Origin of the sequence: Acinetobacter sp. 3657 (genome assembly GCF_031456775.1) — a bacterium.
Lineage (GTDB): Bacteria > Pseudomonadota > Gammaproteobacteria > Pseudomonadales > Moraxellaceae > Acinetobacter.
Window position 1 is genome coordinate 12922 of the sequence record NZ_JAVDVH010000022.1, and the last position, 14664, is coordinate 27585.

Sequence of the window (14664 nt, forward strand, 5' to 3'; positions counted from 1 at the left end):
TTTTTTTTGATCAAGCATTCCCTTCAGTCGGTTTTCTGATCAACGGCATAAGTTGAGGATGTCAGTATGGCCTTATTACCTATTCTAAGTTTTCCTGATCCCCGCCTTCGCACCATTGCCAAGCCAGTCGAAGAAGTCACTGATGATATTCGTCAGCTTGCAGCAGATATGCTTGAAACCATGTACGAGGCACCGGGTATAGGTTTAGCGGCATCTCAGGTTGATCATCATATTCAGCTTATTGTTATGGACATCTCTGAAGAGAAAAACCAACCGATGGTGTTCATTAACCCCAAAGTCACTCCGCTGACTGTAGATACTCAGCCTTATGAAGAAGGCTGTCTCTCCGTGCCTCAAATATACGACAAAGTTGAGCGTCCGTCACGCGTAAAAATCGAAGCAATTAACCTTGAAGGTCAAGCATTTGAGTTAGAAGCTGACGAACTTCTCGCTGTTTGCATCCAACATGAAATGGATCACTTAAATGGCAAACTTTTTGTGGATTATTTATCGCCATTAAAACGTCAGCGTGCCCGTGAAAAAGTGGAAAAATTGGTTCGCCAGCGTGAAAAAGAGAAAGTGGCAGTTAAACGTTAAGCCAAAATAGAGTTCCCCTCTTTAGTAAAGAGGGGGTAGGGGAGATTTTTACTTTGTTTCGTTGTGGTTTCCTGTTTGCATTCGCCGCGGTCTGTTTACAGATCGCGGTATTTTTGCAGCCATTACTTCCGAAGCAATATCAAATCGCACCTGTGTGTGAAACCATTACCCAAGCTTTGCTATTACCTAAAATACAAGTCCTATCAAGCCAAGCCGTACATTCTTCGCATCATCACCCACATCAACTTGAACATACTCAAGTCTCGATGCCGCAACATGATCATCATGATCCGATTCATCAATGTCAGTATTGTACTGTCTATGCCAACTTGATCCTGCCACCTGAGTTGGGGATTAAAGAGGTCTTGGTTCGGATTCAGATCCGTTTAGTGGCCTATCAACATGCCTTTAGGCATGTTTATTTTGCGCTACAACAACTGTTTTTATTGCCACAAGGGCGAGCCCCGCCACACTTTGCATAAATCATTGCTTTTTAAATAGGGCGAATCCATTTCGCCGTTACGAGAGTTTGTAAATGTGATTTTGCAAGCTCAAGCCGTGTTTATGTTTTAAGGGAAAGCTCTTATGGCTCAGCCTAAATTTTTATTACAACCGCTTATGGTTGCGATGCTTGCTGTCTCAAATACCGCGATGGTGTGGGCAAGTACGGAAACTCAATCAACGCACCAACCTGCTCAAGTTGTTCTTGCACCGATCGTCATCACTGCACAACAACCCAATCAGAGCAACGGATTGGTCATTCAAGCCGATCCTAAGCAACCGATTCAGCCTGTACCTGCAACCGATGGTGCAGATTATTTACAAAGCATTATGGGATTCAGTGCCATTAAAAATGGAGGCAGCAATGGCGATGTTACCTTCCGTGGTATGTTTGGTTCGCGTATTAAAATGTTGGTGGATGGCAGTGAAAACTTAGGTGCTTGTCCATCACGTATGGATGCACCGACCTCTTATATTCAACCTGAAAGTTTTGACCAAATTACGGTGATTAAAGGACCGCAAACGGTTCAATATGCAACGCCTGGCTCTGCTGCCACGGTGATTTTTGAACGTCAGCCTGAAAAACTAAGCAAAGATCAACCCTATCGTGGTCAAGTCAGTGTATTGGTCGGTTCTTACGGACGTTTAGATCATAATGTTGAAACTGCAATTGGTGATGAAACGAAATATGCACGTTTGAATGCCAATCGCTCTGTGGCGGATGATTATCAAGATGGTGACGGGAAAAACGTTCATTCCAATTGGGAGCGTTGGGGGGCGGATCTTGCCTTAGGCTGGAAACCGACTGAGGACGCTTGGTTGGAATTACGTGCAGGCAAAGGTGATGGTGAAGCTGCTTATGCAGGTCGTGGTATGGATGGCTCGCAATTTAAACGTGAAAGTTTGGCACTCCATGCGGAACAGAAAAATCTGAACAACGTGATTAAAAAAGTCCAAGCACAAGTGGACTATAGTTATAACGATCACATCATGGATAATTTTAGTTTACGTACCCCGCCGATGACCAGTATGAATATGCACGGCATGCAGATGACGGTACCGAATAAAATGTCGATGCGTGTCGATCGCCGTACTTTAAATACCCGTTTGGCAGTCACGACAGATTGGGATAAATTCAGCGTGGTTTCAGGGTTGGATAGCCAGCATAACAAGCATGGTGGTGACATGGTGATGTATGCCATGCCTAGAATGAGTTCGCCTTATGCTGAAAATCTAAAGTTCCAGTCTTATGGTGCGTTTACTGAATGGACCTATAATATTGATCCTGACCAAAAGTTAATTGCAGGTGCGCGTGTTGATCAAGTCAAAATTGATCAACTTCAAAATGGTAAAAACCGCAAGGATACCGTACCAAGTGGCTTTATCCGTATTGAAAAAGCGTTTCCTGAACATGGTGTGAAAAGCTATGCAGGCGTGGGCTATGTTGAACGCACCCCTGATTTTTGGGAGTTGTATAGTACTTCAACAGATCGTGGGGTCGGAACAACCGATATGAAGGGTGTCACCACCTATCGTATGATCGATAACTTAGACAATTTGAACAATGAACGTACGGCACAGCTCGATATTGGTTTTCAAGCGGAACATGGTGCATGGAATACGTGGGCTTCTGCCTATGCAGGTTTAATTAAAGATTTCATTTTGTTGGAATATCATACGCCTGATAAGCGAAAACCTTTAGCGCGGAATGTTGATGCAACCATTGCAGGTGCTGAAGCAGGCGTGGGTTATCAGTTTAATGATCAGATCCAAGCCGATGTATCAACGATGTATGCTTGGGGTAAAAACACTTCGGATGATCGTGCTTTGCCGCAAATTGCACCTTTAGAAGGGCGTATTAATCTTCGCTATGTCGAGGAGAAATATAGTTTAGGGCTATTATGGCGTGTGGTTGCTAAACAAAATCGTATTAGCCTAAATGAAGGAAATGTGGTTGGCTATGACATGAATCCAAGTAAAGCGTTCGATACTTTGGCTTTGAATGGGACATATAAGTTAACAGATACGGTTGATGTATCAGTTGGTGTCGATAATGTCTTGGATAAGACCTACACCGAACATCTCAATAAAGCGGGTGCGTCCATGTTTGGATATGGCGCCAGTGAACAGTTTAATAATATTGGACGGAATTACTGGATGCGCATGAGCATGAAGTTCTAAGCAACAAAAAACAAGGTGGACAGCCCACCTTGTTTTTATTCTAAAATAGGAAATCTAAGCCAAACAATCTTGTTTTGGCATTAAACTATCGCAATACAGTGGGTTTAATGCACATTGCAAATCATCAATCTGCTCTTGAGTGACATAGCCTTCGGCTTTGAGATATTCCGCAACACGGTCATCACGCAAACTCAAAAACGCAGCATCGTATACACCTAAATCAACAAATAATGCGGCGGTTTCTAGACTATTAAAGTGATCTAAAAAGACGTCATTTTCATACATTAAAAAAATATGTTCAATTTCAGCATCACTCTCAATTTTTAAGCGCTGCGCTAAATTTTCAGGGCGTGTTTTGATAAAAAGCAAATCTGAAAGTTCATCAAATTGAGTTCGATCGAGCTGATTTTCACCTGCTTTTACATGACCCAACCACGCTTTAAAGACCAGTACCGCACCACCGCGTAACAACATGCTCCACATTTGATGGCGAGTATCTTGATCTAGATGAGATGACTCAGTTTCGAGTGCTTTTAAGAAAATTTCTTCTTGTTGGGCTAATTTTTCAAATAAACCTAAACCCTGTGGCTGATAAGCAGCAGGTGCGAATACATCAAAATGCAGCTCATCGAAAACATTTAAAGCCAGAGGAACAGCCGCTTGATACAGCGTATTCAATGCGCGTAAGTGGGTATCATTTAATTTGTTTTGAGCAAAGATAGTTTGCCAGTTGAGTTGTGGTAAGAGTGCATTGGCGCTGTATTGACGATAAAACTGTTGCGAGCGATGTTCAGAGCTAAGCTGGGGGCTATTCATGATCAATTTCCTTTCTGACGGTATTATTGTGAGAAACCCTAAAGACGTGCAAATAGGTTTCTATTGATTCGCTAAATTTATGCTTTATTCAGAAAGCAAGTAGAATACGACTAAAGTCTTATATGGCGATTTTTGATATAAAATGATAATTAAAACAATATCTTATGAAATTGTAAGTAAGTGTACAATCGTTCGCTAATGTAAGTGGAAATTTTTGCCATAGTCAAAAACTATTTGAGCACTTCGGTCAATTTTTTAGCAACCAAAGTGCAGATTTTTGATGGTTTTTGCCTATGTTTCAAAATATTATGCTATTTATTCGACTTCTTTCATAAATCCCCTTGCGGAACTTCAATCGTTCCTCATTCTCGCCGATGGTGAAATACAAGGGGGGTATAAATAACGATGAAAGCAGTCTATTACATCGGCAAGATTTTTAAACCTGACAACCAAGCGCGTAAACCTGCGGGTTTGAGTGGCTTTTTCAGTAGTACAATATTCTGTTTTTTCAGTCGTTGTGGCAATTCAGGATCTGAATCCGCCGTGATCAGTGCCACAGGAACATGTGCGGGCCGATGTTGCTCAATAAAATCTAAACCTCGTTGATCATGATTTAAATGCTGATCAATCAACCAGACTTGAATATCATGCTGTGTGATGAGTTGTAGCGCTTCTTTCGGTTCGGTTGCGGTGAAAACTTGATAGCCCCATTTACTGAGTAAAGTTCGCATCCCGTCTAGAATAGTTTCATCATTGTCCAGACAAAGAACTTTATAAGCCGTGTGTTGTAGTGCTGTGGTTGGTACGACAGGTGTATGTATCTTTGTGGCTGCAGTCAACGGCACTTCAATCATAAAGCAGGAGCCTTTGCCCAATTCGGAATGTACATGGACGGGGAAATCTAAGAGATGGGTCATGCGTTGTACGATTGCCAACCCCAGTCCAAGACCTTGTTCTCCCCAAGGTGATGTGTGCCCGCAACGTTCAAATTCTTGGAACAGTTTAACTCGTTGTTGCTCGTTTATGCCCGGCCCAGTATCCCAAACTCCGATCCGGATATGATTGGGTCGTTGTGCGGAGCGTAATACGCCTACGACTACACGCCCCTGAGCGGTATAGCGGAGCGCATTGCTGACAAAATTTTGAATAATTCGCCGCATCCATTGTGGGTCAGTATCGACCCAAAACTTGGTGTCATGGACTTTGAGCTGAATGTTTCTTTGAGCAGCAATGGATTTGAATTGCAGTTCAAGATCATTGAGCAAATCATGCAAGGCATAGGCTTGTCGTTTGGGTTGAATGGTTCCACCTTCCAAACGTGCAATATCTAATAGCGCGGATAACATGCTTTCAGCACCATAAAGTGCTCGATCAAGTTGTTGTAAGGTTTGTTGGTCTTCAGTCGAGTGTATGCTTTGCTCTAGTGCTGTACTGAACAATCGTGCAGCATGCATCGGTTGTAATAAATCATGGCTGGCAGCCGCAAGGAAACGACTTTTGGATTGATTGGCTTTATCGGCCTGTTCCAACGCCAATTGTTGTTCAGTCAGTGCATCTGCCAGTTGTTGTGTGCGATCGTGGACACGTTCTTCTAACACAGCTTCATTGGTACGGAACGCGGTGATGTCTGCAAAAGTTGTGACAAAACCACCGCCTTTAATCGGGTTGCCGCGCATTTGGATGACCAAGCCATCTTTACGAATACGTTCAAACTCATGTGCACTGCCGACTTTCATCCAGTGAATCCGTTTGCGGACATGTTCTTCTACTGAGCCTGGTCCACATTCTCCACGTTCAGCGTTATAGCGAATCAGATCGGCAATTGGACAGCCGACATAAACCAGATCTTTAGGATAATCAAACAGTTTTAGATATTGATTGTTCCATGCCACCAAACACATATTCTTATCAACCACACTCACACCTTGGGTCATGTGATCAATCATGGTCATCAGTAAGTTTTGGTTAAAACGTTGCCACTGTGAAGCTTGGTCTAAAATATTGGCAACTTGCCCCAAAGCTAAACCATTGTTGATCATGGCCGTGGTCAGCAAGGTACGTGCAGAAGCTGCTCCAATAATCCCTGCAAGATATTGCTCAGTAAAGCGCCACCACATGCCATTGGCAACATGATTCTCATTTAAAAGTACATGATTTTGTTCAGAGAATTGTTGAAAGGCTTGGGTCGTTGGTCTTTCGCCTGTGATCCGTTTCGCCAAAGCCAATAAGTCACCGACTTTTAGGCGGGCTGCATTTTGATGTAAATCCGTCAGATCAGCCGCAGATTGCGCTGAGGGAAGTGGTTTGCTTTCATAATAAAAAAAGCTTTCTGCCTGAATCTGTTCTGCAACACTGGGACGATAAAGACGCGAGATCCAAATATATAAGACAAGGTTGAGACCCAAAGACCAAAGCACACCATGCGTCAGCGGCGCAAAAGATTCAAAGCCGAGCAGTGCTTCTGGACGTAAGCCATGAATATCAAATGGCCCGAATAACAAAATGTGTTGTGCAAAGTTTTGATAATGTTCAGGTAAGCTGCGCAGCAAAGTCGGAAAAAGCAGCGTGTAGCTCCACATTACAAAACCGACAATCAGGCCGACATAAACCCCTTGTCGGCTTGCCCCACGCCAATATAGTCCGCCAATGAGGGCGGGTGCGAACTGTGCAACGGCACTAAATGCCAGCAGACCGAAGACCGAAAGCTGATTAATATCATTAAAGAAATTAAAAAATAAGAAACCCAATAACATCACGCTCAGGATGCTGATCCGCCGTGTTAGTTTGAGCACTTTAGGTAACTGTCGGTCATGTCGAGAAATAATTTTGAAGCGCCATAGCGCAGGCATGATCAAGTCGTTGCTGAGCATGATCGAAAGTGCGACTGATGAAACCAATAGCATGCCAGTTGAAGCAGAAAAACCACCCAAAAATGCCAATAATGCTAACCAATCTTGTTGGTAGCTGAGTGGTAGTGCTAAAACGGCAATATCAGAAGAGCCAAGGGATTCAGGAAGTGCATGTAGTGCCCAACTGGCGATTGGAATGATGGCGATTATGGTGAGAATTAAATAAGCCGCAAACCAATGCCGTGCGCCACGAATATGTTTCTCATCGCGGAGTTCAACCACAGCGACATGAAATTGGCGAGGTAAACAGATCATTGCCAGTGCAGCGAGTAAGGTTTGCACCCAAAAAGTTTCGGGTACACCGAGTTGTTGTAAATTATAAAAATGCTCCGAGACGTCATTGCTGACTTGTTTAATATTCTCAGGCGATTGTAATAAGAAAAATCCTGCTACACAGAGTAATGCAAACAGTTTTACGAAGGACTCAAATGCGACTGCCAGCATCAGACCACCGTGTTGTTCGGTGTTAGCAATATGTCGTGTGCCAAAAATCATCGCCAAAATTGCAAGTACCGCAGTTAACATCAGAACGCTATTAGTGGTGGTATGTATATTGGCGTTTTGATCAAGAATCACCGCAGCACTGAGTGCAATCGCATGTAGCTGGAGTGCCAGATAGGGCACAATTGCAATCACAGCCAAAATGGTTACAAGGGCGGCCAAGCTGCCACTTTTGCCGTAACGGGCAGCAATAAAATCGGCAATCGATGAAATCGAGTGGTATTGGCGAATACGTCCTAAGCGTTTCCAAATATCATAACCAAACCAAAGAAATAGCAATGGTCCGAGATAAATAGGTAAGAACAACACACCTTCACGAACCGCTGCGCCAGTTGCCCCATAAAATGTCCAAGATGAGCAATATACACCTAGGGTTAAGCTGAACAGCAACATTCGACCACGCGTACTGAGTCGACTGGCATGTTTTTCTCCAAAAAATGCACAGCCAAATAACAGCGCGATATAAAGCGCGAGTATGCCAAGAATAAGCCAGCTATTCATATTGCTCACGTGATCAATTCCATTTTTTATCATACCCGAAGCGTGGGCATAGTGAAGCGTACAGATCTGCTTGTAACGACCAAAGTCTAAGTTACGGCATCATCATAAACTTGCTAAGTTGGATAGTGAAGAATCCCATAGAGAAAAAGGGGTCCATGGTTGGACACAAAAATAAGGAGTTGATTATGGATGATTCACAAGTAGAGCAGATTCTACAAAATCCAAAGTTTAAAGAAATGGTGAGAAGGAAAAGTATTTTAAGTTGGACGCTAACAGCAATCATGTTGTTTATCTACGTTGGCTTTATGCTTTTGGTTGGCTACAACAAAGAATTTCTAGCAAGCTCATTTAGTGGTGGTGTCACGACTTGGGGCATTCCTCTCGGATTAAGCATTATCGTGTTGTCGTTTTTATTATGTGGTGTGTATTCCTACATTGCCAATAATAAACTTGACCAACTCAATGAAGAGGCACTCAAGGAAGTTGAGGCGATTGCACATGAAAAAGGGAAGCACTGAGATGAAAGGGACATCATTTAAAGCGACACTCTTGGCACTGACCAGCATGTGTTGTTCAAGTATTGCATTGGCTGGGCCTGATCTCGGTGCAGCAGAGCAACAAGCGACCAACTGGCATGCGATCATCATGTTCATGATCTTTGTGGGTTTAACTCTATTGATCACCAAATGGGCAGCCAAAAAAACCCAATCAACACAAGACTTTTATACCGCAGGTGGGGGCATTAGTGGCTTCCAAAATGGCTTAGCGATTGCAGGCGACTATATGTCTGCTGCATCATTCTTGGGTATTTCTGCGCTCGTCTTTATGTCAGGCTTTGATGGTCTGTTGTACTCGCTCGGTTTTATGGTTGGTTGGCCGATTGTTTTATTCCTGGTGGCTGAGCGGTTACGTAATTTAGGTAAATATAATCTATCTGATGTTGTTTCATTCCGCTTGGAAGAGAAGCCAGTCCGTACTTTGGCAGCCATTAGCTCATTGGTGGTGGTGGCTTTCTATTTGATTGCTCAAATGGTGGGTGCAGGTCAGTTGATCAAACTGTTATTTGGTTTGAACTATAATCTTGCGGTGGTGATCGTTGGTCTATTGATGATGGCCTATGTCATGTTTGGTGGAATGTTAGCCACCACATGGGTACAAATCATTAAGGCGGTGATGTTACTCAGCGGTGCAACCTTCATGGCCTTTATGGTGATGAAAGCAGTTGGTTTTAGCTTTACCAATATGTTTAATCAGGCGATTGATGTTTATAGTCAAGCACACCATTTAAGTTGGGATGAAGCACTTAGAATTATGGGGCCGGGAACACTGACCGCAAATCCAATTGATGCAGTTTCACTTGGTTTGGCCTTGATGTTTGGTACCGCAGGTTTACCACATATTCTAATGCGTTTCTTCACCGTGAAAGATGCAAAAGAAGCACGTAAATCGGTTGTGGTTGCGACGGGCTTTATTGGCTACTTCTATTTGTTAACTTTTATCATTGGTTTCGGTGCGATCTTATTCGTTGCGAACAATCCGCAATTCCTTGATCTTGCAAAAATGGCAGTGACAGGCAAGTTAGAACTGATGGGTGGTAATAACATGGCTGCGGTGCATCTGAGTGATGCCGTTGGTGGCGATTTGTTCATGGGCTTCATTTCGGCGGTGGCCTTTGCAACGATCCTTGCGGTGGTTGCAGGCTTGACCCTTTCAGGTGCTTCTGCGATCTCACATGACTTGTATGCAAACGTGTTTAAAAAAGGTAAAACCACACCTGCATCTGAGTTGCGTATGTCAAAAATGGCAACTTTAGGTTTAGCTATTTTTGCGATGATCTTGGGTATTTTGTTCGAAAAGCAAAACGTAGCATTTATGGTTGGATTGGCATTCTCTGTCGCATGTTGTGCAAACTTCCCAATTCTTGTGTTATCAATGTTCTGGAAAGGTCTAACCACTCGTGGTGCAGTGATTGGCTGTTTGGTTGGTTTGGTCGGTGCTGTAAGTTTGATTATTCTTTCTAAAGCGGTTTGGGTGGATACGTTGGGTATTGCTGAAACAGCGCCAAATCCATTTAATGGTCCAGCATTATTTGCAATGCCATTATCATTCTTCTGCTGTTGGTTCTTCTCTGTAACGGATAAGTCAGCACGTGCAGAAAAAGAGCGCAAAGCATTTGATGCGCAGTATGTGCGTTCAATGACAGGTGTCGGAGCTACAGGCGCTTCAGATCACTAAACACATTTGATCCTTAAAAACAAAACCCTCATATCAAATGAGGGTTTTTTTATATGTTTATTGATGCATGCTCGCGAGCTGTTTTGATTGGTTCTGATACAAAGACAATCCCGATTTTTGCATGTGTCGACCGTTACGCTCCAACAAAACATTCAATTGAGGAATGAATCTTGCGCCTGTATAAAGTGTCAGATTGCGCAACAGCAGATAATAAGCAAACCAAGATGCGAATCGAGGGGCAAGTCCCAATTTTTTCATTTTTTTACGTCCAATAAAGAACTGGGTCATTTCTAAATGTTGTCGATAAGCTAGCTTTTGTTGAAAAGTACCAAGATAGCGATATTGCCGTTCAAAAGGTTCTTTAGAAAGACTCGAACCAAGTGAAATACTACTGGCATCGGATTGTGGGTGCGCGAATTGCATCCAATAGATCAGTTTCCAACCGTCTGATTCTTTATCCACTAGCCATTTTTCATCGATCCCCATGAGCCAGCCCGCATATTTCCAAAAATGCAGAAAACTGTCTACTTCTTGCTGATTTGGGAAAATTCCGAGTGCACGAATGCCAATCAAAACCACACCACTAAATGCAATATTGGTCATCGCTTGATCGTACTGGTTAATCGGTACTCCCCATATTTCAGCATCCCATTTTTCTGACTTTTGTAGTTGATGACGAACCAGTGAATGAATGAAACGAACATAAATCGTTGAGGTAAAACCTTTGCTGAAACGCGCAAAACCATCCTGTTCGGTAATATCGATCCACCATTTGGTGGTTTCAGCCAAACGTGTACCTGCTTGTTTGTTTAATGCACCTGTCAGTACCAAAGGTTGATTAAATCCGGGATACATATAACCCGTCATCAAGGATAAATCTCTTAAAATAAAACCATTATTGGCACCTAAGCGATAGGTGAATTTGAGTGCGGCATCTATTTTACTTTGCTCGTACCAACTAGGGGGCTGTTGCACCAAATCAAAAAAGGTCGTCAGTTCTGGAATCTCATGTGGCAGTTGATCTAAACCTTGATATAGCGCCGTTTCAAAATATTTTCGATGTTGTCGAGGGTTGAGCATCACCCAACGCATCACTTGATCCATCGGTTCATCACCACTTTGCAATGCGATGTTGAGGGCGAGATATTCTTCGTAACTCGGTTGGACTTTTTGATCAGTCATATAACTTAAGATTTTAGTTTTGATATTTGACTGAATCATTTGCTTAAAGGACGCTAAGCGTTTTGGTCTAATCATACTTTGCATTGCATAATGCCTCTGATTGTTATTTAATCAAAGCATAATATGAATAAATATTCGCATTCAATTCGCATTTAAATTGAGACGAAGTATGAGGAAGCGACCACAGCAACAACGTGCCAAAATGATTGTGGAAAGTATTTTGGAAGGAACGCAAAAATGCATTTCAGAATATGGTGTGTTGCATGTCACCACGCCCAAAATTTCTGAAAAATCAGGCGTTAGTGTTGGGTCGATTTATCAGTATTTTGAGAATAAAGAACAGATTATTGCTGAATTATTATTACGCAAAAGCGAAGATCTAGGACAAGCTTTAAAACAGTTGGTGACCTTGCAGCAGCAAGCATCTATTCAAGACATCATCACATTAAGTATTGCGTTTGGCTTTGAATCTTTGAAATCAGATCAAGGTTTTTTTATTGAAATTTTAAAAAATTGGCATGCTTATAGTGATTCAGAAGCATCACAAATTTTGGAAAGACATTTTTTAGAAATCGGGATGTATTTATTTGGGCGTTATTATCCGCATTGGGATTTTGAAACCTTGAAACATAAATCTTTTGTGATTATTAACAGTACTTTATTTACCATGATGCGCTATGTCAGTAAGAATACTTTTTTGATTGAAGAGCAACGATTGCAACAAGAACTTGGAAAAATGATTATTGCTTTTTTAGATACAGTTTAAGTCGAACACGGTCATGCTTTATTTGCTGCAATGTGTAGTGTATTGGTGAGCAAAGTGGTTGATGATTAGCTGTTCAGTACATTCTTTGTTACCCTAAAAATAACCGAAAGAAAGGTTTTTATTGGAAAGTGGTCAGTTTTGTGTGAGCAAGATTGGTACTTCCATTTGATAAACTCTGATGAGTTTTTTACATATTAGACGTTTTTTATTATTCAATTTCCGTCTTCTAGTGTGCCTAAGCCAAGCAATAGCTATTAGAACAGTATGGAGAAAATATGCATTCCAAAACATCATCTTGGTTGGCTAACGTCAACCGAAATGTTTTCTTTAGTACGGTATTGATCATTGTCGTTTTTCTTTCATTTGCAATCATTGCACCTGATCTCTTTGAAAATTTAACTGCACAAGCAAAACAATGGATTACGGACTCTTTTAGTTGGTTCTATATTTTGTGTGTTGCTATCTTCCTTGTGTTGTTGGTTTATATTGCGTGCTCATCAAGCGGCAATATTAAATTGGGACCCGATCATAGCCAGCCAGATTATAGTAACGGCTCTTGGTTCGCGATGCTGTTTACCGCAGGGATGGGGGTTGGATTGATGTTCTTTGGTGTGGCAGAACCTGTCATGCATTATGTCACTCCTCCAAGTAGTGATCCTGAGACGGTTCAAGCAGCTAAAGAAGCAATAAGAATCACCTTCTTTCACTGGGGTGTACATGCTTGGGCTGTGTATGCCTTAGTGGGCTTATCTCTCGCTTATTTTTCTTATCGCCATAATTTACCATTAAAAACACGTTCTGCATTGTATCCACTGATCGGTAAAAGAATTTATGGTCGATGGGGCGATGCCATTGATACCTTTGCCACTGTTGGGACGATTTTTGGTGTCGCAACTTCATTGGGCTTTGGTGTATTACAGGTCAATGCTGGTTTAAATTATTTAGTAGGTATCGAGCAGAGTACTGGCACACAAATTGGTTTAATTATTTTCGTTAGTATCTTGGCTGCTTTGTCGGTTTTTGCTGGGTTAGATAAAGGTGTAAAGCGCCTATCAGAACTTAATTTAATACTTGCAGTAATATTGGTGGTTTTTGTTTTCTTGGCAGGACCAACGCTACACTTACTCCGCACTACCGTTGAAAATACGGGACAGTATCTTTCCAACTTATTTGTGATGACTTTTAATTTACAGGCCTATGAGTCGACGGGTTGGATCGGCGGCTGGACGGTTTTTTATTGGTCTTGGTGGATCGCGTGGTCACCATTTGTTGGGATGTTTATCGCGCGTGTTTCACGAGGTCGAACCATTCGAGAATTTATTCTCGGCGTTATTTTGATTCCGACAGGTTTTACCATTGTTTGGATGGGTTTCTGGGGAAATGCCGCACTCTTTAGCATCATGCAAGAAAACAATATTGCGTTGATGCAAATGGTGCAACAAGATTCATCAGTGGCACTTTTTGAGTTTTTAAATCATTTGCCGTTCTCGGCTGTGATGAGCTTATTGGCGGCAATACTGGTTTTACTTTTCTTTGTGACCTCTGCGGATTCAGGTGCCTTGGTTGTGAACTATCTCACGGCTAAAGATGAAAACACACCTGCATGGCAGCGTGTATTCTGGGTGGTGCTGATTTCGATCCTCACGATTTGTTTGCTCTTGGTTGGTGGTTTGTCCACGTTACAGGCTTCAATGTTGGTGAGCGCATTACCATTTGCCGTGATTATGCTGCTGATGGCTTGGGGTTTACTGAAAGCGTTGAATCTCGATGCTACCAAATCAAAAATGTTGACCGAAGCTCGAACCACGCCAAGAGCGATGAACAATCCACGCAGTTGGCAACAGCGTTTAGGCTTGATTATGCATTACCCTCATACGGAAGGTGAGGTGAAGCAATATATTGCAACTCAAGTGCTAAAAGCATTTGAGGCAGTACAAGCCGAATTTAAACGTCGGAAGTTAAGCGTCGCTATTGATGAAACTGAGCAAGGTTTACGTTTGCGTGTCGATCATCACCAAGAAATTAACTTTGAATATACTGTTTTTTCAAGCAAGACCACGCCACCGAGCTTTATGCTTGGGCAGGGTGAAGCGGATGATAGTGAATATTTTCAAGCTGAGGTGTTCTTGCGTGAAGGTGGGCAAAATTATGATGTAATGGATTGGACACAAGAAGACTTGATCCAAGATATTATTGATCAATACGAACGCCACTTATATTTTCTTAACGTTGTGCGAAGCTGATAAAGTACAAAACAAGCAAAAAAGAAGTCCTCAGGGACTTCTTTTTTGCTATTTAAGGCATAAAAATTCATATTTATGCCGATAAAAACACCAAATCAATCATTTTTGTAGAAAAAAGAAACAAGCGAAAGTAAAAGTTAAAAAAAGGGGTTGTGTGGGATTGGAAATGCTGTAGAATGCACATCCATCGGCGGTGATGCAGATAAAAACTTGTTGAGAAACAAGGATTTGG

At 42.1% G+C, this 14664-nt stretch carries 10 protein-coding genes; 7 read left to right on the plus strand and 3 right to left on the minus strand.

What is annotated here, in order from left to right:
• Positions 1-66: 66 nt before the first annotated feature.
• From def to J2Y37_RS15435, 3 genes are all read left to right on the plus strand, one after another.
• Complete coding sequence (gene def, locus J2Y37_RS15425; protein ID WP_004668129.1) at positions 67-597, plus strand: peptide deformylase; 531 nt, start codon at positions 67-69, stop codon at positions 595-597.
• Positions 598-650: 53 nt separating this feature from the next.
• On the plus strand, positions 651-1079 hold the full coding sequence (locus J2Y37_RS15430; protein WP_349033375.1) for a DUF2946 family protein: 429 nt from the start codon (positions 651-653) through the stop codon (positions 1077-1079).
• A gap of 103 nt (positions 1080-1182) precedes the next feature.
• Entirely contained in the window at positions 1183-3279 is a 2097-nt protein-coding gene (locus tag J2Y37_RS15435) for a TonB-dependent copper receptor (protein ID WP_349033376.1), read from the plus strand.
• 54 nt (positions 3280-3333) lie between these two features.
• Here the strand turns inward: J2Y37_RS15435 and J2Y37_RS15440 are convergent, their stop codons facing one another.
• Together J2Y37_RS15440 and J2Y37_RS15445 are read right to left on the minus strand one after the other, a co-directional pair.
• Positions 3334-4095, minus strand: a complete 762-nt coding sequence (locus tag J2Y37_RS15440) for a hypothetical protein (RefSeq protein ID WP_004668132.1) — start codon at positions 4093-4095, stop codon at positions 3334-3336.
• 419 nt (positions 4096-4514) lie between these two features.
• The gene (locus J2Y37_RS15445; protein WP_349033377.1) at positions 4515-8006 is read right to left on the minus strand and encodes a PAS domain-containing hybrid sensor histidine kinase/response regulator; all 3492 of its coding nucleotides are present in this window, start codon (positions 8004-8006) and stop codon (positions 4515-4517) included.
• Positions 8007-8191: 185 nt separating this feature from the next.
• On the opposite strand from J2Y37_RS15445, the gene J2Y37_RS15450 reads away from it, so the two are divergent.
• Together J2Y37_RS15450 and J2Y37_RS15455 are read left to right on the plus strand one after the other, a co-directional pair.
• Entirely contained in the window at positions 8192-8524 is a 333-nt protein-coding gene (locus tag J2Y37_RS15450) for a DUF485 domain-containing protein (protein ID WP_004668136.1), read from the plus strand.
• Complete coding sequence (locus J2Y37_RS15455; RefSeq protein ID WP_005194612.1) at positions 8505-10241, plus strand: cation acetate symporter; 1737 nt, start codon at positions 8505-8507, stop codon at positions 10239-10241. Before J2Y37_RS15450 ends, J2Y37_RS15455 begins: the two co-directional genes overlap by 20 nt.
• Before the next feature lie 57 nt (positions 10242-10298).
• Here J2Y37_RS15455 and J2Y37_RS15460 read toward each other — a convergent pair whose 3' ends face one another.
• Entirely contained in the window at positions 10299-11507 is a 1209-nt protein-coding gene (locus J2Y37_RS15460) for an oxygenase MpaB family protein (protein WP_349033378.1), read from the minus strand.
• 85 nt (positions 11508-11592) lie between these two features.
• On the opposite strand from J2Y37_RS15460, the gene J2Y37_RS15465 reads away from it, so the two are divergent.
• Entirely contained in the window at positions 11593-12189 is a 597-nt protein-coding gene (locus tag J2Y37_RS15465) for a TetR/AcrR family transcriptional regulator (protein ID WP_004668139.1), read from the plus strand.
• A gap of 275 nt (positions 12190-12464) precedes the next feature.
• Positions 12465-14432 (plus strand): choline BCCT transporter BetT, encoded by a 1968-nt coding sequence (betT, locus tag J2Y37_RS15470; protein ID WP_349033379.1) that lies wholly within the window; start codon positions 12465-12467, stop codon positions 14430-14432.
• The last annotated feature ends 232 nt before the right edge of the window (positions 14433-14664 follow it).

Bases quoted from the DNA above. Each gene is read 5' to 3' on its own strand.
- def (WP_004668129.1), top strand. From the start codon at position 67: ATGGCCTTATTACCTATTCTAAGTTTTCCTGATCCCCGCCTTCGCACC.
- J2Y37_RS15435 (WP_349033376.1), top strand. From the start codon at position 1,183: ATGGCTCAGCCTAAATTTTTATTACAACCGCTTATGGTTGCGATGCTT.
- J2Y37_RS15440 (WP_004668132.1), bottom strand. From the start codon at position 4,095: ATGAATAGCCCCCAGCTTAGCTCTGAACATCGCTCGCAACAGTTTTAT.
- J2Y37_RS15445 (WP_349033377.1), bottom strand. From the start codon at position 8,006: ATGAATAGCTGGCTTATTCTTGGCATACTCGCGCTTTATATCGCGCTG.
- J2Y37_RS15450 (WP_004668136.1), top strand. From the start codon at position 8,192: ATGGATGATTCACAAGTAGAGCAGATTCTACAAAATCCAAAGTTTAAA.
- J2Y37_RS15455 (WP_005194612.1), top strand. From the start codon at position 8,505: ATGAAAAAGGGAAGCACTGAGATGAAAGGGACATCATTTAAAGCGACA.
- J2Y37_RS15460 (WP_349033378.1), bottom strand. From the start codon at position 11,507: ATGCAAAGTATGATTAGACCAAAACGCTTAGCGTCCTTTAAGCAAATG.
- J2Y37_RS15465 (WP_004668139.1), top strand. From the start codon at position 11,593: ATGAGGAAGCGACCACAGCAACAACGTGCCAAAATGATTGTGGAAAGT.
- betT (WP_349033379.1), top strand. From the start codon at position 12,465: ATGCATTCCAAAACATCATCTTGGTTGGCTAACGTCAACCGAAATGTT.